General features: G+C 64.4%; 11 protein-coding genes and 1 pseudogene. 4 read left to right on the top strand and 8 right to left on the bottom strand.

Annotated elements, in window-relative coordinates; all coding sequences use genetic code 11:
- Positions 1-1,434 precede the first annotated feature (1,434 nt).
- The 4 genes from ACPW96_RS18695 to ACPW96_RS18680 all read right to left on the bottom strand — a co-directional run bounded on the left by ACPW96_RS18695 (position 1,435) and on the right by ACPW96_RS18680 (position 6,607).
- Positions 1,435-1,806, bottom strand: a complete 372-nt coding sequence (locus ACPW96_RS18695; protein WP_425884872.1) for a hypothetical protein — start codon at positions 1,804-1,806, stop codon at positions 1,435-1,437.
- A 196-nt stretch (positions 1,807-2,002) separates the two neighbouring features.
- Positions 2,003-3,223: a glucodextranase DOMON-like domain-containing protein gene (locus ACPW96_RS18690; RefSeq protein ID WP_425884871.1), complete on the bottom strand. Its 1,221-nt coding sequence runs from the start codon at positions 3,221-3,223 to the stop codon at positions 2,003-2,005.
- 656 nt (positions 3,224-3,879) lie between these two features.
- Positions 3,880-4,887 (bottom strand): LacI family DNA-binding transcriptional regulator, encoded by a 1,008-nt coding sequence (locus tag ACPW96_RS18685; protein ID WP_425884870.1) that lies wholly within the window; start codon positions 4,885-4,887, stop codon positions 3,880-3,882.
- A 61-nt stretch (positions 4,888-4,948) separates the two neighbouring features.
- Positions 4,949-6,607 carry a glycoside hydrolase family 13 protein gene (locus ACPW96_RS18680; RefSeq protein WP_425884877.1) on the bottom strand — a complete coding sequence of 553 codons (1,659 nt, stop codon included), beginning with the start codon at positions 6,605-6,607 and terminating at the stop codon, positions 4,949-4,951.
- A gap of 184 nt (positions 6,608-6,791) precedes the next feature.
- On the opposite strand from ACPW96_RS18680, the gene ACPW96_RS18675 reads away from it, so the two are divergent.
- From ACPW96_RS18675 to ACPW96_RS18660, 4 genes and pseudogenes are all read left to right on the top strand, one after another.
- Complete coding sequence (locus ACPW96_RS18675; RefSeq protein WP_425884868.1) at positions 6,792-8,048, top strand: sugar ABC transporter substrate-binding protein; 1,257 nt, start codon at positions 6,792-6,794, stop codon at positions 8,046-8,048.
- Between the two features lie 110 nt (positions 8,049-8,158).
- Positions 8,159-9,757 (top strand): ABC transporter permease subunit, encoded by a 1,599-nt coding sequence (locus ACPW96_RS18670; protein ID WP_425884867.1) that lies wholly within the window; start codon positions 8,159-8,161, stop codon positions 9,755-9,757.
- The gene (locus ACPW96_RS18665) at positions 9,757-10,779 is read left to right on the top strand and encodes a sugar ABC transporter permease (RefSeq protein ID WP_425884865.1); all 1,023 of its coding nucleotides are present in this window, start codon (positions 9,757-9,759) and stop codon (positions 10,777-10,779) included. The genes ACPW96_RS18670 and ACPW96_RS18665 overlap by 1 nt, the downstream gene beginning before the upstream one ends.
- 14 nt (positions 10,780-10,793) lie before the next feature.
- Positions 10,794-12,284: pseudogene (locus ACPW96_RS18660) on the top strand (alpha-amylase family glycosyl hydrolase); the annotation flags it as partial.
- A gap of 551 nt (positions 12,285-12,835) precedes the next feature.
- On the opposite strand, the gene pulA (ACPW96_RS18655) reads toward ACPW96_RS18660, so the two are convergent.
- The 4 genes from pulA (ACPW96_RS18655) to ACPW96_RS18640 all read right to left on the bottom strand — a co-directional run bounded on the left by pulA (ACPW96_RS18655) (position 12,836) and on the right by ACPW96_RS18640 (position 23,167).
- Positions 12,836-15,733, bottom strand: a complete 2,898-nt coding sequence (pulA, locus tag ACPW96_RS18655; RefSeq protein WP_425884861.1) for a pullulanase-type alpha-1,6-glucosidase — start codon at positions 15,731-15,733, stop codon at positions 12,836-12,838.
- Positions 15,734-15,867: 134 nt separating this feature from the next.
- The gene (locus ACPW96_RS18650; protein ID WP_425884860.1) at positions 15,868-18,285 is read right to left on the bottom strand and encodes a glycoside hydrolase family 70 protein; all 2,418 of its coding nucleotides are present in this window, start codon (positions 18,283-18,285) and stop codon (positions 15,868-15,870) included.
- A 391-nt stretch (positions 18,286-18,676) separates the two neighbouring features.
- Positions 18,677-22,069: a pullulanase-type alpha-1,6-glucosidase gene (pulA, locus tag ACPW96_RS18645; RefSeq protein WP_425884859.1), complete on the bottom strand. Its 3,393-nt coding sequence runs from the start codon at positions 22,067-22,069 to the stop codon at positions 18,677-18,679.
- 342 nt (positions 22,070-22,411) lie between these two features.
- Positions 22,412-23,167, bottom strand: a complete 756-nt coding sequence (locus tag ACPW96_RS18640; RefSeq protein WP_425884858.1) for a hypothetical protein — start codon at positions 23,165-23,167, stop codon at positions 22,412-22,414.
- Between the last annotated feature and the right edge of the window lie 109 nt (positions 23,168-23,276).

Genomic DNA, 23,276 nt, shown 5'->3' with positions numbered 1-23,276 from the left:
GCCTGGACCCTTCGGAATGCGACGTGACGACAACATGACCTCCAACAGGTGTGATCACGTTGCAACGATCACTGGAAACCACCCCGCCGAAACTGACCAGTTTTCGAGCGCCGTCGACACCCAGAGCAGAGCGAGGGTTTGAGCGTATCCAGACGGAAGGATCGCAGTCACTCCCCCAGCATCCACCACCAATCCGACACAAACGAGCAATCTCTCGCGCAATTCACCAACAGCCTGTTGGCGAATTTCGGCTCGGCCTCCCGCGCTCACCCCTCAGCCCAAGCGCGGATAGTGAACCTTATGTCAGAACATAGGTTCTAGCAATGTCACCCAGTACAGAAGAGAGGTCGGGCCCGCCATAGCCCATGCCCGACTCCGGCGTCGGCGGAAAAGGTTCGCCCTTCGTCGACGTGACTTCTGACCGGTGTGTCCACCGCGCGACCGACCAACGGATACTGACCGCTCTTCGGGACCTGCTGACCCGGGCGGAACTAGGAACGCGTCAGCAGGAGTTTTGGGCTTGCCGCCCGGGTGGAGTGTGCCGTGGTCAGCGCAGATCTGGTTGCGCCCTCGGGTTTTCGCCCGGTACATGGCGGCATCGGCTTGGCGCAGCAGGTCGGCCGCGTCGAAGCTGAGGTCGGCGCTGGCCAATCGATGCGGTTACCGCGGCCTGTACCGCGCGCTGCACCGAAGGGGCCCACATACTATGTGGCTCGTAACGGCACGGTCGCATATCTGGTATCTACGAGCGGTACTGTTCCGGGTAGACCCGCCGCCGCGTCGGTGCCTGTCCTCTGGACTGCATACCCGCGTGATCCGAGCGCCGGGTCGGCAACGGGTTCAGGTTCCTCCCGGGAACGCTCATCCCCAGCAGAGGCCGTTCTCGGGAGGAACCGCCCTCGTTATGTTACCGACGCACCAACGGGAACGCTCCACTCCCCCGCACCAGACTCCGCTGACGGTTACCACGAGCGGAAGCGCAAGTCCATCCCACGACAGGACGCCGTCGGCAGGCGTAAGTTCAACACGCTTCGGGCCTTCCGCTCATGCGTAATCGCTCACCCCAGGCGATGCGTGGGTCACTCTCGAAGCAAGGTGCCGCCGGGAGGCAGCCTCCTCCCCCAAGACTGGCCGCCCCCGGGCGGCGCCGCCCGCGCTGGCCGTAGCCTTGCGCCAGGAGGTTGGTGGCCCAGTGACCCTCGTCGCCGAACCGCTCCGTTCGGTATCACGCACCACACCCGCTGGCGTCCCCGGCAGTCGCCTCCTCCGGAAAGGTAAATCTGTGGCGGATGCCGGTATGATATGTGGTTAACAGGCGGACTCTTCGATCGTCCCATCCCGCCGGCGTATGTGGCGGTCCTGTTAACACCGACTTGCAACAATCACTGGGAACCACCCTGCGGTCGGCGGGACACATCGCCGATTGCTTGAGGATTATCTCCTGCTAGTGCGAGAGGGGGGCTGGGGTGATCCGATGTAGCGATGATGCCCCGAGTCGACGACCGGGTGCTCGGGCGGCTCCGGCACCAGATGAAGGCCGCCGGGTGAGTCCGCGGCAATCGTCAGGGCCTCCACCCACGCGCGATTGATTCGTGGCCGTCCGCTGCCGTAAAACTTAAAGACGATCGGGCACCGGGGGTGGACCCATACGATAGTGCGCCCACGTCCGGTGCTCGGGTCGTCCTTCCAGGAGAAGTGGAACGACTCGCCGCGGCGGATTTTCGCACCGATCACGACCTGCAGGTGGGCAAGCAGACGGTCCTCAAAGTCAATCGATACGATCGCGTCGTAGGCGAATCTGCCCATCGGGGTTCTCCTCACAGGGGGTGGCTGTCCTCGGGTGAGCCCGACTATCGACTAGCCGTCAGCGCCGATCGGGCACCGAGGTGCTTCCATGCATGGCAATGTTTTAGCTGAGCGAATCGAGCACACGGTTCAGCTTGGTCGCGGGAGCACACCGGATCCGATCGGTGTTGGGATATCGACATCGCCTCCAAGAGGTCTAGTTGAGAGCGACGTAGGGGAGGATCACCGGGCTGGTGACTTCCCAGTGCAGAAGATCCTGCTGGCTCTGTCCGGGGGGCACGAGGATGTCGAGCGCGTTCGGGTCTCGGGTGTCGGTGTCTCGCGCTGTCGTCCCGGTGGTGTCCGCGCCTGCGCCACCGCCGAACCGGTACTCCTGCACCCACGCGTGATCGGTGCCTGTCGCGTTGTCCCAGTAGGACTTGGAGTAGACGGGACGGATGTTGCCCACACCTTCGTCGTTGGCTGCGTGGGATGTCATGACGACCTGGTAGCCGGCAGCGCCCAGATCGATTCCGGCCAGGGCAACTCGCGGGACGGTGAACGCGATCTGATGTGTCTTCGGAACGACCAGCAGTTCTCCGAATCCCAGGTGATTCTCGCGCCTGTCGACGACGCTCGGCTTCGCGAAACCGGAACCGCCGACCGTTACGGAGTACGGCTGAACCAGTTGTGCGTTGGTTCCCTGGTGCGCGTTGAAAGGCTGTCCGTCCGTCCCGTTGCCATCGATGTAGATGTCGATGCGCTGAGTGGAAAGCTCGTCGCCGCCCCACGGGTTGGTGATATCTCCGGCGATGGTGGTTACCAGGTTGACGTATTCGCCGTCTTCGTAGACGTCGAACTTGTCGATGTCGAAGGCCCCGTCGACGAACGCGTCGTTGGTCGGGTAGACGTAGGTTCCCGGCCCGTTATCGTCACCGGCGGCGTCCCTGATGCTCCCGACAAGTGTCCCGAAGTTCGTGGAGGTCACCGTACGCCGTGCGATCGATATTCCTCCGGTGGCTCCGGTTGCGGCGACAGTGATCTTGTTCTCCCCCCGCTGCGCGGGAACGGTCACCGTGTACCTGCCCCCGGTGACCGACGCGGCAGTCGTGGAGCCGTTCACGTTCACCCAGACACTGGCAGCGTCGGTGGTTCCGGTAATGGTGATGGTGTCTGCATCGGTGGTGCTGTTGTCTGCAATGTCGATGGAGAGTGCGGGTCCTGCCACGAGGGTGCCCTTCGCGTATCGGTCGGCGACCGTGGAGGGGGTTTCCATTGGTGCGCCGACGCCTTGTTTGGCTCCCGTCGTCCACATGGCGAGGCTCCCCCGTCCGTTCGGTGTCGCACCTTCCGCGGCGAACGCCGATGGAGCTCCCATTCCGACGACAGCCACGCCCGCAGTGACGAGAACTGCAAGCCGTGCGAGGCTCTTCTTCATGTGACTCCCTTGAAACACTGACGGTCCCGAGCGTGGATCTTTCCCATGACGCGCACCACGGCGTCGCGCGTGCGGTGCGAAGACCCTAGCAGCTCATAGACCGTCGCTGCAAACGCTTACAACTTCCGTCGATGTAATTCCCCCGTGCGAGCTGGATCTCCGCCGATTCGCTGTGGAAGCGCTTCCACAAAACGTCGGCTCTGTGCGCACAGCGGGGGCTTCGTATGCGATTCGGTGAAGGCTTTGAGGGCCGTCGGCGGGACCCGAACCAAGGCCGCCCCGCTGCTCGAGAGCCGAATCCGCTTCCGCGCCCCTCACAACTCGACCGACTCCATGCTGGACTGCGCGGCTTGGCGCGCTCGTCGACATCCGCGCGACGGAGCCACTCCTGCAGCGTCATCGAGTGAACCCCCGAAGTCTTTCGCGATTTGCTCGGTCGTCACTCCGGGCTCGTGGTTCCGCGCGACGCGCACGACATCGTCACGGAACTCGCTCGCGTAGGGGTTTGGCACAGCAACATCCTTCCAGGCCCGCCACTCGGTCAAGCCCGATCAAGATGTCACCTGTCCGTGCAGCAGATCCCCCTGGTTATTACGACTGGCCCCTGGTTGCTACGACGATGCGGCGATCCCCGCAACCGAGGCAGAGGGGCTCTGTCAGGAAGCGGGATCAGGTCTAGCGGTCGACGATCGGACGATGAAGGTAGTTTCGGTCGTGTGGTGCTGAGGATCGACATCGTCCTGATCCAGCATCGCCAGTATCATCTGGCCGGCATGGCGGCCTTGCTCCTCAGGAAACTGGGCGATGGTGGTCAAGCCAAAAAAACCAGCGAGTTGATGATCATCGATGCCGACGACGGAGAGATCGCGAGGGACGACCAAGCCCAGATCGCGGGCCGCCAACAGACATCCAATGGCGATCTCGTCGCTCGCCGCAAAGATGGCGGTGGGCCGGTTATAGGCGAGCAGCGATTTTCCGGCCTGGTACCCGGACGGGATGTCGAAGTCGGCTTCGCGGAAGAGGGAAGGGTCGGCGGCGATTCCTGCCTCTCGGAGGGCGCTCTGCCATCCCTCGGAGCGGGTATCCCCGAGTTGGAAGGCGGAGCCGAGGGCGCTGCCGCTGCCGACGTGCGCGATGCGGGTGTGGCCGAGGGAGATGAGGTGCTCGGTTGCCAGCCGGGACACCCGGAGGTTGTCGACGTTGACGGTGGAGACACCGTCAATTGAGCCGCCGATACTGACGACAGGTTTGCCGAGGTCGCGGAGCGTTCGGACTTCGTCCGGGGCGAGTTCGATGCTCGCTGCGATGAGTCCGTCGACGCTGGCACGTCTCAGGGAGTTAGCGAAGACCTTACCCCGCTGCTCGTCGACGCCCTGCAGGTCGTAGAGAGTGAGATCGTATCCGCGATCGAGCAGGACCGCCTCAACACCCTTCAATACTGAGGTGAAGAACCAACGGTCGACAAAGGGAACCATGAAGCCGACGTTGTTCATGCGGCCGCTCGCAAGGCTTGACGCACTCGAGGACACCACGTAGCCAAGTTCCTTAGCGGCCGCCCGGACCTTCTTCCGGGTCTCCGGTGAGGCGCTCTTGCCGTTGAGGGCGCGCGAGACGGTCGCGATCGACACGCCGGCGCGCTCCGCCACATCGGCGATGTCGGCCACAGCAAGCTCCTAAGATCAAGACGAACGTTGGTGGAAGGCTACACCGGGGCGGGACCTGTTCTCACGCTCGGAGCCACACGGTGGAGTCGCCTCGGAGCATCCAATCCTCGAAAGCGGAGCTTGCTACCAGCACTTCGCTCTCAGGGAGCCGGATGGGTTCTCTTCCCGTGTTGACGACGACGACGGCGCGGCCATTGCGGAACACGAGCACATCGTCGCGGGGGTAGTCGAGCCATTGCAGGCGGCCGGTGCCGAGCTGAAGTTCCTTGCGGAGCGATAGCAGCCGTCGATATAGCGTGAGGGTGGAGTCGGTATCGTTGCGCTGTTCGTCGCGTGCGAACGTACCCCAGTGGTCCGGTTGGGGTAGCCAGCTGTTGTCACCGGGACTGAACCCATATGTGCGTGACCCCATGCTCCACGGCAGCGGCACCCGGCAACCGTCCCGGCCGTAGCGCTCCCCATTTGTCCGGAACCAGGTGGGGTCTTGGCGAGCGTGATCGGGAAGGTGGATTGCCTCGGGGAGCCCGAGCTCTTCCCCCTGATACAGGTATGCCGAACCCGGCAGGGCAAGCATCAGCGCTGTGGCGGCGCGGGCCCGCCGCAGCGCGGCCGACTGGTCCGGCAGGTTCGGGGTGGCGGGTCCGATGCCGTGGCCCTGCGGGTTGTCGAAAGACAGCGCGAGGCGGGTGGCGTGCCGGACGACGTCATGGTTGGACAGGACCCACGTGCTCGGCGCGCCCACACTAGTGAACGTGGCCAAGGAGGAGTCGATGATCTCGGCCAGCGGCCGGGCGGCCCAGGGCGTTTCCAGATAGGCGAAGTTGAATGCTTGATGCATTTCGTCGGGCCGGACCCAGTCGGCCAGCCGGGACAGCGGGTCGACCCAAGCCTCGGCGACCAGGATGCGGTTCCCCGGATAGCCGTCGAGCAGTTCCCGCCACTCGCGGTAGATCTCGTGCACTTCATCCTGACCCCAATACGGCACGCTCGACGGGGCGCTGATCTCGGGCTCGAGAGTTGCCGTACCGGCGCCCAGACTGATGGTGTCCGGTTCGATGACGTCAGGAAGGCCGGGCTCCTTGATCAACCCGTGAGCAACATCCACACGGAATCCGTCAACGCCGCGGTCCAGCCAGAACCGGAGGACATCGAGGAACAGAGACCGCACCTCGGGATTGGTCCAATCGAAGTCCGGTTGAGAGGAATCGAAGATGTGCAGGTACCACTGGCCGGGCTGACCGTCCGCCTCGATCACCCTGGTCCACATCGGTCCGCCGAAAATCGACTGCCAGTTGTTCGGCGGCAGCGCGCCGTCTTCGCCGCGCCCGTCTCGGAAGATGTATCGCGCGCGCGCAGCACTTCCGGGAGCGGCGATCAGTGCCTCCTGGAACCAAGGGTGATCGCTCGAGGAGTGGTTCGGCACCAGGTCGACGATCACCCGGATGCCCCGGTCGTGCGCTCCCTCAATCAGCGCATCTGCGTCCGCAAGAGTGCCGAAAATCGGGTCAACATCGCAGTAGTCCGCGACATCGTAGCCGGCGTCTCGCTGCGGTGATCGGAAGAACGGGGACACCCACAGAGCGTCGATGCCAAGCTCGACAAGATCGTCCAGGCGAGCCGTAATGCCGGCAAGGTCACCGATCCCATCACCGTTCGAGTCCGCGAACGACCGCGGATAGATCTGATAGATCACAGCGTCATGCCACCACTGTGTCTGCATGGCCGGAAGCAAAGGTGTCTGCATGGCAGGAAGCATACGTGGAAACGCTTCCGTTGCGAAACAGTGCGTCACTGAGACGAATTGGGGGTTGTGCTGCTTCCTTCGTTTGCATAGCTTGTAAGCGCTTCCATCTAGCGCTGGTCCTGCGGCGCGTCGTCGAGGCTGACACAGAAAGGATTCACCGATGAAGGTGACATTGAAAAGAGTTGTTGTGGGGGCGACGGCCCTGTCGATCACGCTCGCCGGCCTTGCGGGCTGCGCCAGCGGGGACAGTGGCGGTAGCGAGGGCGGCGGTGACGCTGCGGATGGCGCGGACAGCACGCCCATCACCGTGTGGGTCGACATCGAACGCAAGCCGGCGCTGGAGGATGTCGCGGCCAGCTTCACCGAAGAGACCGATATCGAGGTCAAGCTCGTGACGAAGGACTTCGCCACGGTCGACCAGGACTTCATCAGTCAGGTGCCAACAGGGAAGGGCCCCGACGTCATCGTCAGCCCCCACGACAAGCTGGGCGCGTACGTGGCGGCTGGTGTGGTGGCACCTCTCGAACTCGGTGACGTCGCCGAAGGGTTCGCGCCGTCCGCGATCCAGGCGATGACGTACGACGGCAAGGTCTACGGCGTTCCCTACTCGATCGAGAACGTTGCACTCGTGCGTAACACCGATCTGGTGGCCGAGCCAGTGACCACGTTCGACGAGGTGATCGCGGCGGGTCGTGCCGCGGGTACCGAGTACCCCTTCCTTGTGGGTCTGAGCCCCGAGCAGGGTGATCCCTACCACCTGTATCCCCTGCAGACCTCGTTCGGCTCGCAGGTGTTCGCCCAGAACGCCGACGGCAGCTATGACGCTTCGCAGCTCGTGCTCGGCGACGAGGCTGGCGTCGCGTTCGCCACTGCGCTCAAGCAGTGGGGTGCCGAAGGGATCCTGAACCCGAACATTGACGGCGATAAGGCGCGGGAGTTCTTCGTGGCCGGCCAGTCCCCGTACTACCTGACCGGGCCGTGGAATATTCCTGCGATCGCCGAGGCGGGCATCAACTACGCCGTTGACCCGCTCCCCAGCGCCGGTGGCCAGGAAGCCCGTCCGTTCATCGGCGTGAACGGGTTCTTCCTCTCCAGCAAGTCGACCAACGCGCTCGCGGCGACGAACTTCATCGTCAACTACCTCAGCACCGAGGACGCCCAGATGAGCCTGTTCGAAGTCGGCGGTCGACCGCCGGCTCTTCTGGCGGCATACGAGACGGCAGCCGCCGATGACCCCGACGTGCAGGCCTTCGGCGAGATCGGCCAGACCGGCGCGCCGATGCCCGCCATTCCCGAGATGGGTTCGGTCTGGGCCGACTGGGGCAACGCCGAGCTGCAGCTGATCAAGGGCGAGGGTGAGCCCGTCGCGGTCTGGGAGACCGCGACGACGAATATCCAGTCCAAAATCGGCGGCTGAACGCCCCCCACCGCCGCTGTGGGTGGGGCCTCCGGGCTCCACCCACAGCGGCACCATCATCGGCAGCACCATCAACATCTTTACGGCACAGTGACCAAGGAGGGTCATCGATGACCGAGACCAAGCTCGAGAGTCGCCAGTCAGGCACGTCCCGCTATGCGGGCGTGGGCCCGTCTCTCTCATCCCCCGGTAAGAAGCTCACGTCCGGTGGGCTGCTCGCGCTCGTGGTGAAGGTCGTGCTGCTGGGCGTGATTGACGCGCTAGCGATCTTCGGGGCGTTCGTGCTGCTGGGGAAAGGTGACTGGGTTTCGACCGTCGTCCTCGTGGTCCTGGTGATCGGCGTCAACTACATCTATCTCCGCGCCGGCCTGCTGCCGGCGAAGTATCTGACCCCCGGTCTGTTCTTCCTCGCGGTCTTCCAGATTCTGGTCATTTTCTACACCGGCTACATCGCATTCACGAACTACGGAGATCAGCACAACAGCACCAAGGAAGACGCGGTCGCGCAGATCATCCGTACCTCGCAGACGCGGGTGCCCGACTCGCCGACGTATCCCACCCAGGTTTTCCGCCAGGGGGCCACATTCGGTCTGCTCGTCTCCGAACCCGACGGCGACCTCGCGTTCGGAACAGCGGAGCAGCCTCTCCAGGAGGTGAACGGTGGGCCGGAGGGCTGGGAGCAGCTCAACCTGAACCAGATCATCCGCAACCAGGACGCGATTCTCGCCGTCTCCGTTCCGCTGTCCGACGATCCGAACGACGGATCCATCCGCACCCAGGACGGCACGACGAGTTTTGTCTTCACTTCCGATCTGGTTTACGACGAGGCGGCCGACACCTTCACCGACACCAGCACCGGCGAGGTTTACGTCGATGACGGTCAAGGCAACTTCACGTCGGAGGGAAGGCAGTCGCTGACACCGGGCTGGCGTGTCGTCGTCGGCTGGGACAACTTCGCATACGCGTTCAACACTGCAGAGCTCCGGGACCCGCTCCTCCGGGTCACGGCGTGGACGTTCGCGTTCGCGTTCCTCTCCGTGCTGACGTGCTTCGCGATGGGACTGTTCCTCGCGATCGTCTTCAACCACCCGACCCTGCGCGGCAAGAAGGGCTACCGAATCCTGATCATCCTTCCGTACGCGTTCCCGGCCTTCCTCTCCGGTCTGGTGTGGGCCGGCCTACTGAACGAGGAGTTCGGGTTCATCAACCAGGTTCTGCTCGGCGGCGCCGAGATCCCCTGGCTCGGCGACCCGTGGCTCGCGCGACTCAGCGTGCTGCTGGTGAACCTGTGGCTGGGGTTCCCGTACATGTTTCTCGTCTGCACGGGCGCCCTGCAGGCGCTGCCCGATGACATTCTCGAGGCGGCGAAGGTTGATGGTGCCGGGGCGTGGCGCATCTTCCGTGCGATAAAGCTGCCGCTGCTTTTCGTATCGGTCGCCCCGCTGCTGATCGCGTCATTCGCCTTCAACTTCAACAACTTCGTCGTCATCTACATGATGACAAGGGGCTGGCCACGATTCACCGATACGACCCTCGACATCGGCGCGACGGACCTGCTCATCAGTATGGTCTACAAGGTCGCGTTCGGTGGTGGAGGCGGCCGAGACTACGGCCTCGCCAGCGCACTCTCGATCATCATCTTCCTCATCGTGGGTGTGATCGCCATCATCCTGTTCCGGCAGACCAAGGCACTGGAGGACCTGAACTGATGTCCAGCGAAGACACGACCGCAGGCACCGGCCGGAGGAGCGAGCACGCGTTCGCGCCGGGCTCCCAGTTCGCCGCCTTCGGCGGCGAAGGCTACGAAGAAGGCAATCTTCTCGCGGTGAGGCTCGCTCCCGAGCCGGCAGCGCCGGCCGGGCGCACCGGCCCACGGCAACCCTTCGGAAAGTGGTTCCTCGACAAAGGATGGCGTCACGTGATCGGCGTCGTGACCATCCTGTTCTCCATCTTTCCGCTGCTTTACATTGTCTCGGTATCGTTCAACCCGGCCGGCACGCTGACCGGCTCGAACGAGCTGTTCCGCGCCTTCTCGGTGGACAACTACGTGAACCTGTTCTCGAACCCGAACCAGCCGTACGCGATGTGGTTCCTGAACACGCAGATCATCGCGATCCTCACCAGCGTGGCCTCGGTGTTGCTCGGCGCACTGGCCGCCTACGCGTTCTCCCGGATGCGGTTCAAGGGGCGGCGGCTTGGTCTGGGCACCATCCTGCTGGTGCAGATGTTCCCGCAGTTCCTGGCAATCGTCGCCATCTTCCTACTCATGGTGGCCATCACGGACGTCTTCCCCGCCATTGGGCTGGGAACGCACATCGGCCTGATCATGATCTACCTCGGCGCCGCACTCGGGGTGAACACGTTCCTGATGTACGGGTTCTTCAACACCATCCCCGTCTCTCTAGACGAGGCAGCAAAAATCGACGGAGCCGGCCACGCCCGCACCTTCTTCACGATCGTGCTGCCACTGGTCGTGCCCATCCTCGCCGTGGTCGGGCTGCTCACCTACATCGGCATCTTCGCCGAGTTCGCGATCGCAAGCGTCATGCTCACCGATCCCAGCCAACAAACTCTCGCCGTGGGGATGTTCGCGTTCATCTCCGGGTTCCAGTCGCAGAACTGGGGAATCTTCGCAGCCGGCGCGGTCATCGCGGCACTTCCCGTCATGGTGCTCTTCCTCTTCCTTCAGAAGTACATCGTCGGCGGCCTGACCGCCGGCGCCGTCAAATAGTTCCACGACGGCGGATGACGCGCCTCGGACCCCACCACGACGGATCCCCGCTCTACGTCTCCAACCCCACACCCACACTCGGCGAGACGGTGCGGTTGAGACTGCGCACACCCGTCGAGTTCGGGCCACTTCACGCCGTGCGCACCCGATCCAATCCCGACCACGAACCGGCCTGGACAAACGCGAAGCGGATCAGCTCGGCGGAGGGGTGGGAATGGTGGCAGGCGGATATCGTCGTCGCCAACCCCCGGCACGGCTATCGGTGGCTCCTGCGGCACGAGGACGGCACGGTGAGCTGGCTGAACCAAACCGGGCCGCACACCGTCGAGACGCTGGACTCTGACGATTCCGCGCTCGTCACCTTCCCTGCGCCGCCCGCCTGGATTCACGACGCCGTGATCTACCAGGTATTCCCGGACCGGTTCGCCCGATCCGCCGAAGCCGCCGCCCGCCCCACCCCCGACTGGGCCGCCCCCGCCGGATGGGATGACCGCGTCGACCCTCTTCCGCCGGGTCGTTCCCAGCAGTTCTACGGCGGCGACCTGGACGGCATCATCGGGAAGCTCGATCACCTGGTCGACCTCGGCGTGAACCTGCTATACCTCACGCCCGTCTTCCCCGCGGCGTCCAACCACCGCTACGATGCGTCAAGCTTCCTCTCGGTCGACCCGCTGCTCGGTGGCGATGAGGCATACATCCGGCTGATCAATGCCGCCCACGCGCGCGGCATCCGCGTCATCGGCGACCTGACCACCAATGATTGCGGCTACCACCACGAATGGTTCCAAGCGGCACTTGGTACCCCTACCGCCCCCACGGGAGAGTTCTACTACTTCGCCGACGACGCGAACACGCAGTACATTTCGTGGCTTGACTACCCCGCCCTGCCGAAGTTCAACTGGGCGTCGCAGAAGCTGCGCGACCGCTTCATCGAAGGCCCCGACTCCGTCGTCGCGAAGTGGCTCACGCCGCCCTACAACCTGGACGGCTGGCGCATCGACGTGGCCAACATGACAGGCCGCCTCGGCGATATCGACCTCAACGCCGACGTGCGAGGGCTGATCAGCAAGACGATGATCCAGGCCAACCCGGAGACGGTGCTCTTCGGCGAGTCAACCAATGATGCGACCAGCGACCTGCAGGGGGATGGCTGGCATGGGGCCATGACATATTCCTCCTTCACCCGTCCACTCTGGGCATGGCTAAGCGAGCCGTCCTTCGCTCCGTACCTCAACGCCGAGGGCGAACAGATCACCCAGCCCTGGTTCTTCGGGCAACCCATCGGCGGCATCCCCCGCTACACCGCCGCCCAGTTCGCGGCCGCCGTCGAGCGTCTCAGCTCCGGTATTCCCTGGCGCGTCCGCCTCGGCAACATGCTGGCCCTGGACACTCATGACACCGCCCGGTTTGCCACGAACGCCGGACCGGGGTGCATCCCGCTCGCGGTCGGGCTGAGCATGACGCTTCCCGGAGTCCCGGTCATCTATGCGGGCGACGAGTTCGGCCTGCACGGATTCGACGGCGAAACAAGCCGCACACCCATGCGATGGGGTACAGAGGGCCGGGCCGAGGTCGCCTCCCGTATCGCGCTATACCGCGACCTGATTCACCTGCGCCGAGAGCACCCGGGGCTCGGCACCGGCGGGATGCGGTGGTTGCACGTCGACGATGACACCCTCGTGTTCGTGCGTGAAGCGGAGCAGGAGACGGTGATGATCGTCGCTTCGCGGCAGGACGTGCACATCCACCTGCCCGGGCACGCCGTGCTCTGCGCAAAATCAGGGGCCGCCCTCTTCGGCGAGGCCACCCTGACGACCGCGCCAAACGGGGAGGTGCTAATCTCCGCTGACGGCCCCGTGTTCGCGGCATGGGCGTTGCCCGGGCTGACCCGCCCGCTCGGGGCGACGCATACCCATGAAGCTGCGGGAGCAAGTCCGCGGAACTCGCCGACGTCCCTCTCCGGCTCGGCCGACTCGCCGACGTCCTGCTTCGGCTCGGCGGACGCAGCCTGTCTGGGTTCACCAGCCTGGAGCGGACCGGCAGCGTTCGTCGCCGTCTATGACCGCCCGGACCTCGCGTGCCGACGAGACACGAAGACCACCAGCGCGATGGCGGTCGCCAACCCGATTCCCGCCAGGGCCCAGACGGGTACATCCTCGGCAGCGGGTTCCGGTGGTGTCGGAGCTTCTTGCTGCGGGTCGACGAACACGACCACCGACCGCGCCGGAACGAGGGCGGTTCCGGCATCGGCATCCCAGGCGGCATCCCTGATCAGGGGGTCAGCGCTTTCGGCTTGGACCTCCGAGAGTTCGAAGCCGCGCCCCGGCATCGACGACACCGGTACGGCGGTCGGGTGCGGGCTGGCGTTCAGCACGGCGATGACACCGTCCAGTGCCGGGTCGATGTCCTCTCCCTGAGTATCGTCGATGCTCATCACGATGACGCCGGGAGGTGCATCCGGTCCCCCGGACGGGAAGGTGAGCTTCTGGTTGATCAGGGCCGCGGAGCCCAAGCTGAACAGCGGCGTGGAGTGCTTCAACCGAAGCAACTGCTGCGCCTGGGCGGTCGCAGCGGCGATAGCCTCGGTGTCGGGCCGGAGAGAGGGATCGCGAAGCAGAGGCGCGATCGCGTCCCAACGGAACCCGTTGTCTTGCTGCGGAGGCAGCCCGACTCCGAAATTGCTCTCTCTCCCCGACCAGTCGATCGCGTTGAACCAGTCGCCGGAGTTGTAGCTGTTCCGGTCGATGGACTTGGACCGCAACAGGTCGGTCCCCGCATGCCACAGCGCTGGCGACTGCGACAATGTCGCTGTCGCCAGCGCAAGCGTGTTCATCCGCACCCGGTCACCCATGGATGTGCCAACGGGAAGTTTCATCGCGAGGATGTCGTACAGCGTCTCATTGTCGTGGGCGTCGACGTAGTTAACGGTCTCATCCGGTTCGTCGCCATAGCCAGCGGCTGCGCCGCCGAACGGGATCTCGTCACCACGTTTTACGGTGCCGTCGGCGGTGACGAACCGGAAGGATCGGAGATTGCCCGCCAACCCGATCTTCACCAGGTCGGTGTAATGGGCGAGTCGGGCCGCGCTGTCGGCTTCCGACCCGTTCACGTCGTTGCCGTTGGGATCGGTGGAGAGCCCGGTCGCGAAGCCTTGCGCGAACGTCGACGCGTGATCGCCGGGGGTTCCGCCGTGTACTGCGTCGCGGAGACGGTCGTTGAAGGTGCCGATTCCGGTGCCGCCCAGCTGACCTTGGATCGCCTGTTCGAAGCGGGCATTCCCGGCCACTTCACCGAAGCTCCATCCTTCGCCGTACAGGTAGATCGCGGACCCGTCCACTCCGTCCTTCTCCAGCGTGAGCTCATCCAGCGCCGCACGCACCGCCTGCAGGTTCTGCTTCGAGGAGAAGCCCATCAGATCGAACCGGAACCCGTCGACCTTGTACTCGCGAGCCCACAGTACGAGCGTGTCGACCATCAGCTTCTGCGCCATCCGGTTCTCTGTCGCCATGTTCGCGCAGCACGTGGACGTCTCCACTCGACCGTCGGCGTCGAGCCGCTGGTAGTAGCCCGGGACGATACGATCAAGCACCGAATTGGGCGACTGGCCCGCACCGGCGGTGTGATTGAAGACCACGTCAAGCACCACCTGCAGCCCATCACCATGCAGCGCCCCCACCATTTCTCGGAACTCGCGCACCCGTGCGCCGCCATTCGCATCGGCGGCGTAGGACCCCTCTGGTGCCAGGAAGTGCAACGGGTCGTAGCCCCAGTTGAAGCCGTCCTGGTCGGCGACGCTCATCACGCACGCCTGCTGCTCGGCCCAATCCGGTCCCGCGTCGACGTCACAGTCCGGCGTACGCTGCAAACTCCGCTCCTCCTGTATCGAGGCGATATCGAATGTCGGGAGCAGGTGCACGGTGTTCAAACCCGCCGCCGCCAGATCCCGCAGATGACGGCGCCCCGCACCGTCTGCGGTGAAGGCCAAATAGGAACCGCGCATCCTGGCCGGGATCGTCTCGTCCGCGATCGAGAAATCGCGGACATGCAGCTCATAGATCGACCGGGCACTCGCATTGCGGATAACGGGGGCGGGAGTCGATACCCATGCCTCCGGCGCGAGCCGGGGATCATGCAGATCGACCAGGACCGAGCGTGTCGAGTTCGGGGTGAGAGCGACGGAGTAGGGGTCGGTCACCAGGTTGCGTTCGACGCGGCCCGTCGAAGGTGCGTACACCGTCACCTCGTACAGATAGCCATCGCCTTTCCACTCCGATAACCCGTCCACCTGCCAGCTGCCACCCGCAACTCCGCGAGCGTCGAGGGTCTCAACCGGGGACGGGTCTTCCGGATCGTCGAAGCGGAGGAGCCTTACCTTCTGCGCCGTCGGCGCCCACAACCGCAGCGTCGGCGCCCCATCGTTCCAGATCACGCCGTGACTGGTGTCGACCGCGTGCCTGTGCACGTCGTCGATGACCCCGGCAAGCTGAACCCCCGTGGTCTGGGAGGCGCCGTCGGCACGGGTGCGGGTGACCGCGAGCGGGGAGCGCAGGAGCTCGCGGACCGCGTCATCGGTCAACCCCTGCGGGCGCAGCACCCAGACCTCGCCGAGCCAACCGTACGACGCCCGCTGGTCGGCGGTCAGGCCGGATGGATCCACTTCCAGCAGCACCGTCGTCCCGCTGCCCTCCCTCTCTCGGGCGGGCTCCGACGAGTGAAGGGTCCACACGTCACCGTCGGCGGACCCGTCCACGGGCCACAGGATCGTGTCCCCATCGATCCATAGCGCTCTGCTGTCCGGCACCGTGCCCACAGTGACGGCCGCCGAGGTGGCCGCAGCCGCCTCGCGCGGTGCCAGCGCGAGTTCAGCCGTCGGAGCGAGGGTGCCGGCGATGAGAAGCGTTGCCAGAGCACCTCCCGCGACTTTCGCTTTGATGAGATACGAAATGCTACTCATGGTCCACGTCACGACGCGATCCTCTCCGTGCGGGTAGCGACCCGTCACTGGGCGTGGGGATCGGGAGATGGTCGAGCGCAGACGTGCGGGGCCGGGACAGATGATCTGCCCCGACCCCGCCGTTGGTGTCGCTCTTACGGCCTTATGTCACTCCACTTTGGCAGTTTGAGGGTGAGCCCCTTGGATGTAGCTGTGCCGGGCGCATGGGTGTCGTCATCTGCGGTCACTTGCACCGAGATGGTTTTGCCCAGGTCTGCGCGGCGCGGCCTGTAGTCCGCGTCCGTAGCACCCTCGATCGGCTCCCCGTTACGCAGCCACTGGTAGGTGAGCTCCGGGTTGGGTGTGGCCCAGGTGCCGCCGTCGGTGGTCAGGGTGAGCTTGTTCAGGTTCGCCTTGATCTTCGGAGCCTTCACGTTCTCCAGCACCGCCGCGTCCTCCACCGGGACGTAAGCGGAGAGGTATCCGTCGACCTCAACCGTGCGCATCCCCTCGACGGAGATGGTGAGGGTTCCGTCTGCGTCGGACACGACGACATCGTCGTCGAGACCCATCGCGTCGTGGAAGACCTGGTTCGCGTGCTGCGCACCCATCTCGACCTCGATCGTGTCGTTCGCTCCAGGGAAGTTGCCCGCCACGATCGCCACCCCGGTGTCCCGACTGGTGCCCAGGCGCGCGCTGGAGACGAGGTCCCCACCGAGCTCCGACGAGGAGTGGGTCGGCTGCAGAATCACGTCCTGCTCGCCGCTGGCGTACTGCTTGCGGATCTCGAGCAGCTTGACGATCTCCTCGTAGTACGGCGTCTTCTCCTTGAAGTAGGCCCCGGTGGTCTTGAACATGTCACCGTAGAACACCGTCGGAACCGTGTCCTTGTTCGTCAGCGCGATCGCGTACGACACCGGCACGTTGTACGGTGCGTACTGCTTGACCTGCTGCTTGCGGTCGGCGTCGTACTTCTCGAACTGCACCTTCTCGTACGCGAACGTGTTCGGCTCGAGGTCACCTGCTTCCTCAGGCGTCAGCGGGATCGGGGAGATCACGTTGAACTCCTGGTCGTGGTTGTTGATGAATGACCAGTTCGGCACCGCATCCTCGGGCGCGTACCCGTTCACACGGTCGTTCACCGAACCCTCGAACACGTTGTTCACGGCCTGATTCTTCCGCCCGAACGCGCCCAGGTAGGAAAGGTAGGGCCCGTTGTCCATGACCAGCTGACCAAACTGGTTGCTCTCCTCGAACGGCACCTGCGCGGTCGTGTACGACTCGATGTAGCTGAGGTGCTCGTTCACGTCGTCGTTCGGGAAGTTCGCAAGCCGCTGCTCCTTCTCGTCGACCAGGATACGGGTGTCCACGTGCGACGCGGCGTCGATGCGGAACCCGTCGAACCCGAAGTCCAGCAGGTACTGCTGCCAGTTCGCCTGCTCGGCCCTCACGTCAGCGCGCTGCGTGTTCAGGTCGTTGCCGATCAGGAACTCGTACTGCAGCACGTTCTCGCCGATGTCCTCCGGGCTGCTCAACTCCCCATCGAACCGGTACGCGGTGGCGCCAGGCTCGGTCTCCCGGTTGTAGCCGGGCTGCTCGAGCAGGTAGGCGTCGGTGAAAGGACCGATCTCCGCCGGCGGCAGTGCCAGCAGCTGCGCCCGCACCTCGTCGTCGGTGCCGGTGTAGCCGTTCTCCCGCGCATAGTCCAGGTACGTCTGCTCCATTGATCCCGGGCGGGGGTCGACGTAATACAGCAGCACCGGGGCGTACTTGTCGTCATCGGTTGTTTCGGTTGCGGCGCCCTCCACGGCGTAGTAGCTGTCCGCGAGGAGGTAGCCGTCGACGACGTTGATCTTGCCGTACTGCGCCGCCTCCGTCTCCGCAAGCCACGCCGGCAGGTTGTTCTGCGGGTCATCCGGCCCGAAGTAACGGATGTACTCGCCCTCATCGTCGACGAGCACCCGGTACAAACCCTGGTACTGCGAAGAAGTACCGTGGTAGTACTGGTAATCCCACTCCTTGATCACACCATGCTCGGTCTGGCCGGGCGCCGTGCCCTTGGTGTAGGTGGCATACACGAACTGCTCGCCGATCGGGTTGCCGAACGGATCCACCGGCGTCACCGGAAGCACCCGCCGTTGCGTCAGACCGATCATCTGGTTCGGGACCACGTCCACCTGCACGCGCAATCCCTCATCGTGCATCGCGTCGATGGCGCCCTTCAGCTCATCAGCGGTACCGTACTTCGTCGGTCCCTTGCCGTACGCGCCCAGATCGTACCGGTCCGCGATCGCGTACCCCTCCCGGTACTTCGAGTCACCCGCGACCCGATACGGCGGAGGTGCCCACAGGTCGGTGATGCCCCACTCCGCGAGCAGATCCGCGTTCTCCGTCAACGTGGTGTAGGTGTTGTAGTCGTCGGGTTGGAACAGACCGAACGCTTGGAAGATGACGTGCTTGTCGAGTTCCGCGTTGGATTCGAAGACGTCGCCGTCTCCGACCTCCGCGCCGGTCTTCTGCGCCGATATGTCGGCAGATGCTGGTACGGCGCTGATGACCATCCCAGCGGTCACGACAGCAGCTAGTCCAATGGACGCTGCCGATCGAGTTCGCTTCATTTCATTCCTTCTTCGTGCTTTGTTTGATATTCACAACATGCATGCCGTGCGGTGAGGTCACCGCGCGGTGCCGGGAGCGACGATTGCTGGGTCGTGCTGACCGGGGCGAAGCGAGTCGGGTCTCGGTGAGTGAGGTGCGTTTGCGTCTCTGGTGCGTCAACTCCCTACTAGTTGGTGATGGCAGCGCCCGGACGGCACTAGTTGGTGATGGCAGCGCCCGGACGGCGAGCTACATGAGCGAGTTCCTGAGATCAAGTCACTGCACACCGTTTCCGGGAAGCGGGGTGCGCTGATCTCTTCAGGTGTGCTAGGGATCATTCGCGGCCCTCTTTGATGCCGTTGTGGGTCATGGCGCGGTGCTTTGCGGATCGACGAGCACGGCGACCGAGCGGGCAGGAACGGTGACCGTTCCGGTGGCTGAGTCCCAGGTTGTGGACTTCACGATCGGGTCGGATCCGTTGGCTTGCGCGTCGGTCAGCGTGAAATCGCGGCCGGTGAGTTCGGGCAGGACCTGGGCGGTCGCTTCGGCCGAGGCGTTGAAGACGACAAGGGCACCCTCCAGCGTGTGGTCGGTGTCGAGGCCGACCAGGTCATCGACCAGCATGACGATGACGCCAGGGGTCGCGTTCGGGCCACCGTTGGGAAATGTAACCTTCTGGGCAATCAGGTCGGCGGACCCCAGGGTGAGGAGGCTGACCTCACGGCGCACTCGCAGCAGGTCGAGTGCCGAGGCCTCGGCGGCCGCGATGGCCGGGGCGTCGGGCTTGAGTCGCTCGTCGGAGAGAAGCTCCGCGGCGGTCTCCCAGCGGCTTCGGTTATCTCGTGCAGGAGGAAGGCCCGAGCCGAACGTGGACTGCTGACCTGTCCAGTCGATCCGGTTGAACCAGTCTCCGGAGTCGTAGCTGTTCCGGTCCAAGGATTTCGAACGGAGCAGTTCCGTGCCCGCGTGCCAGAAAGACGGCGCTTGGGAGAGGGTGACGGTGGCGAGTTCGAGGGTGTTCATGCGCGCCCGGTCGGTCAAGGGCGTGTCGATGGGAAGTTTGAACACGGAGAGGTCGTACAGGGTCTCGTTGTCATGCGCGTCGACGTAGTTGATGACTTCGTCGGGCTCGTCGGCGTATCCCGCCGTAGAGCCGTTGTAGTCGATTTGTGCGCCACTCCTGATGGCACCATCCGAGGTGGTGAAGCGGAACTGGCGCAGGTTGCCGGCAAGGCCGAGCTTCACGATGTCCGTCGCACGGGCGAGATCGGCGAGCGCCTGCTGCGGTGTGCCGTTCACCGGATCCCCGTTCGGGTCCGTGCCCAGACCGGTACCGAAGCCCTGCCGCCGCAGCGACCAGTCATTGCCAGGCGATCCGCCATGAACCGCATCCCGCAGGCGATCGTTGAACGTCCCGATCCCGGTGCCGCCGAGCTGTCCCTGCGTCGCTTGCTCGAAGAGGGCGTTGTTCGCGACCTCACCGAAGTTCCATCCCTCGCCATAGAGATAGATCGCTGATCCATCGACGCCGTCCTTGCTCAGCGTCAACTGGTTCAGAGCGGCACGCACGGCGAGCATGTTCTGCTTGGAGTGGTGGCCCATCAGATCGAAACGGAAGCCGTCGACCTTGTACTGCTTCGCCCACCAAACGACCGAGTCGACCATGAGCTTTTGCGCCATCAGATGCTCGGTCGCCGTGTTCTCGCAGCACGTCGAGTACTGCACGGAGCCATCACCCGCGAGGCGTTGATAGTAGCCGGGCACAACCTTGTCGAGCACCGAAGTGGTCTTCTGGCCCGAAGAGGCGGTGTGATTGTAGACCTGATCGAGCACTACTTGCAGGCCCATCCCGTGCAACGCACCGACCATCGACCGGAACTCGCGAACCCGTGCCCCGCCGTACGCGTCAACCGCATACGCACCCTCGGGAGCCAGGAAGTGGTAAGGATCGTAGCCCCAGTTGAACCCGTCAGATGCGGCGGTGGCGGACACGCACGCCTGCTGGGCGCGCGACGCCGGCGCCAAGGATTCCAGATCGCATGCCGTCGCCGCCTGCTTACCCTGATCTTCCTCGATGGTTGCGATGTCCAGGGTGGGCAGCAGATGCACCGTGTTCATGCCGGCGGCGGCAAGCTGCTTCAGCTGACGGGTGCCCGCACTGTCGCGAGTGAAGGCGAGATACGTGCCCCGCTCCGCCTCAGGGACCGACTGATCTCCGATCGAGAAGTCGCGCACGTGCAGTTCATAGATCGACCGATCCACCTGCTGGGCGATCTTGGGTGCAGGTGCCTTCTCCCACTCCGTCGGACGCCACCGAGCCTCGACCGCGTCCACCACGATGGAACGCCGGGAGTTGGGGGTGAGCGCGGTGGAGTATGGGTCGGTCACCACGTTGATTTCGAACCGCGTTGTGGAGGGTGCATAGACCTTCACTTCCCACGCGTATTCCTGGTCTTTCAGAGTGGACGCCGCGGCCGATACGGCCCAGATGCCGGTCGCCCCGTCGCGCTGGGCGGTCCAGCGTTTCGGGGCGCCTGTCCCGCCAGGAGCCCACGTCAGCAGGGTCGCTGTGACGGCGGTCGGCGCCCAGAGTCGGAGGTTTGCGCGAGAGGACTCCACGACAGCGCCCAGGCGTGCCCCGGCAGCATTTGCCGCGTAGAGATCATCGAGCACACCCGGGAGCTGAACTCCTGTCACGGCTCGCAGGGCACCGGCGCGGTCGCGCTGCGCGAGCATCACCTGTCCACGCAACAGGGTCGAGACGGCGGCCCTGGAAAGCGCGGGCACTCGCAGTGCGACGTAGCCGGCCAACGCCGGGAACCGTTGCTTCTGGGCGGGGGTGAGCCCGGAAGCGATTATGGACAGGTCCACCGCGACAGCCCCCGACACTTTGCCCCCTGCCACAGTGATCCCCTGGGTCGAGGTCAGCAGCTGCCAGCTCGCCTCCGTAGGAGGCGCCCCGAAGTCTGCCGGCCAAGCCAGGGTCGTCGCGTCGATCCAATGCGCCCGTTCCTCCCCGAGACCCTGCATCGGGGCGTCAACGACCTCGATGGCGAGACGGTGGGTGGACACTGTGTAGCGGAAGGTCACCGCCTTACCCTCGCTCGCGGTGAAGAGATAGTCCGCCCCGCCGGCCAGCCCGTCAACGCCATAGTTCTCCGTCCAACTCAGGCCATGCGTCACCTTCACCCGGTGGGATCCCGTCGGCAGAGCCGTTGTCGAGAACTCGTACACCCCGTCGCCGTCGACATCCGACAGCATCGCCGCCAGACAGTCCGGCGCCCAGTCGCTGCGGCACCCCAGGCTGCGCTGGAACGAGCCAGCCAGGGTCACAATCGGCTCCTCCGATGTCGAGAATGCCCGATGCGACGCGGGATCGTAGAAGATTGTGACCGGCCCGCCGCTGTGGCTGAACCGAATGTTGGCACCGTTCAGCACGCCGCCCGCGCCGTAATTGACGTCCCACGTGCCATTCAACGCGATCTTGTACTCGTAGTCGCCGGGAGCCAGATCGAACGTCGCGTCCCAGAAGCCATCATCGAAGCGACGCTCCAACGCGGTCTTTTCGCAGTCGGTCGACCAGTCCGTCGCGCAACCCATCTCCTGGTTGAAATCACTGGTGACCGCGACGGTCTCAGGAAGCGGGGACTCAACAGCGGTTGCGGGTGCCACGCCGCTGACGACACCTGCCGACAACAGCATCGTCGCTGCGGTCAGGGTTCCGATGAGTCGTCGTGCTGGGTTGGTCGACTTCGACACTGATGCTCCCCGATGAACAGCACTCCTGCGTGCGCGGATGAATGCCACGAAGTTAGCAACCGAGGCCCGATGATGCAAGCGTTTCCATCCAATATGTCTGGCCATCCCCACGCGGAACTCGCCGCTACTCGATGTTGCACGGAAGCGTTTCCAACACTGGGAGCGGGGCTGGGTAACTCTGGCAGCCGACTCGATACAACCCCGACCATTCAGCCGCGGTGGTGAAGGGGGATCGGACAACGTCCTATGCAGTCGAGGATTTGGTCCGTCTCGATATGTGCAGTAACAAGGTGGTGCCAGTGATGTGCAGCGCCGGAAGCGATGTGGAGGGATCGAAGCGGATCAGGGCGCGGGGTTTGCGTGCGCTGTCGCTCCGAGGGGTGCGCTGCTGTCCCAGATGGCGTCATAGTGAGCTCGCAAGGCGTTCGTTGGGTCCTTGCCTATGCGGGTGATGACGGTGAGTTGCGTTTCGCCAAGTGATGTTCCTAGGAACAATGCTTCTCCGCCGATCGTGGGCAGAACGAGGCGGTCGCGGAGCTCACGGGGCTGGTCTGGTGTGAAACGAAGGTCAGCGTCGGGACGTGCCCCGAGGGCGATCTGGAACTTCTCGGTTCGACCGTGGCGATCCATTCCGCTGATGCGGGTGTCGCGAGTGAGAACGCGTTTCAGGTTCGGCAGCTGCAACAGCGTGGCCAGATCCTGAGGGTGCAGGTACGGGTCGACTACGAACAAGTCCCCTACGTCGTCGACTCGTGAGAGCAGCTCGGCGTACACGAACGGGTCCCTCATTCCTCCCACGGCCTCAACCGGCTTCGCCGGCTCCGCTGACGTGACTTGCGAAGTCAACGACTCAAGAATGGCCAGGCCTGCGGGCGTAAGGGTCAATCGTCTGCCGGAGTAGGTCAGTAGTCGGGCGTCCGTGAGATAGTCAACGGTGCGTGGGTACAGACCGTCGGAGTATCGTTCAGCGTCTAGAAGATTCGTTCGCGCCTCGATGAAGGCGTTCAGGTCCGCCTTCGTCGGCTGGACGCCCTGGCTGTTCAAAGTACGCACAAACAGGAGCGCCCGCAGGTCCTTCGAACCCAGCAGCTCTGTCATGGCACGATTGTCCCACCCCTTCGGGGGCCAACCCGCAGTAAGTCATCCCGCTCGAGGACCGCGCCCCTCTTGCTCTTTGGGGTCCATCGCGAACGGCGCCCCCGGGGTC

It is taken from the genome of Micromonospora sp. DT81.3 (genome assembly GCF_049847225.1).
Lineage (GTDB): Bacteria > Actinomycetota > Actinomycetes > Actinomycetales > Microbacteriaceae > Microbacterium.
The sequence above is the reverse complement of the archived record's forward strand: the minus strand, read 5'-3'. Positions and strand labels throughout refer to the sequence as shown.

Coding starts and splice junctions, on each gene's coding strand:
- ACPW96_RS18695 (WP_425884872.1), bottom strand. CDS start 1,806: ATGGGCAGATTCGCCTACGACGCGATCGTATCGATTGACTTTGAGGAC.
- ACPW96_RS18690 (WP_425884871.1), bottom strand. CDS start 3,223: ATGAAGAAGAGCCTCGCACGGCTTGCAGTTCTCGTCACTGCGGGCGTG.
- ACPW96_RS18680 (WP_425884877.1), bottom strand. CDS start 6,607: ATGCAGACACAGTGGTGGCATGACGCTGTGATCTATCAGATCTATCCG.
- ACPW96_RS18675 (WP_425884868.1), top strand. CDS start 6,792: ATGAAGGTGACATTGAAAAGAGTTGTTGTGGGGGCGACGGCCCTGTCG.
- ACPW96_RS18670 (WP_425884867.1), top strand. CDS start 8,159: ATGACCGAGACCAAGCTCGAGAGTCGCCAGTCAGGCACGTCCCGCTAT.
- ACPW96_RS18665 (WP_425884865.1), top strand. CDS start 9,757: ATGTCCAGCGAAGACACGACCGCAGGCACCGGCCGGAGGAGCGAGCAC.
- pulA (WP_425884861.1), bottom strand. CDS start 15,733: ATGAGTAGCATTTCGTATCTCATCAAAGCGAAAGTCGCGGGAGGTGCT.
- ACPW96_RS18640 (WP_425884858.1), bottom strand. CDS start 23,167: ATGACAGAGCTGCTGGGTTCGAAGGACCTGCGGGCGCTCCTGTTTGTG.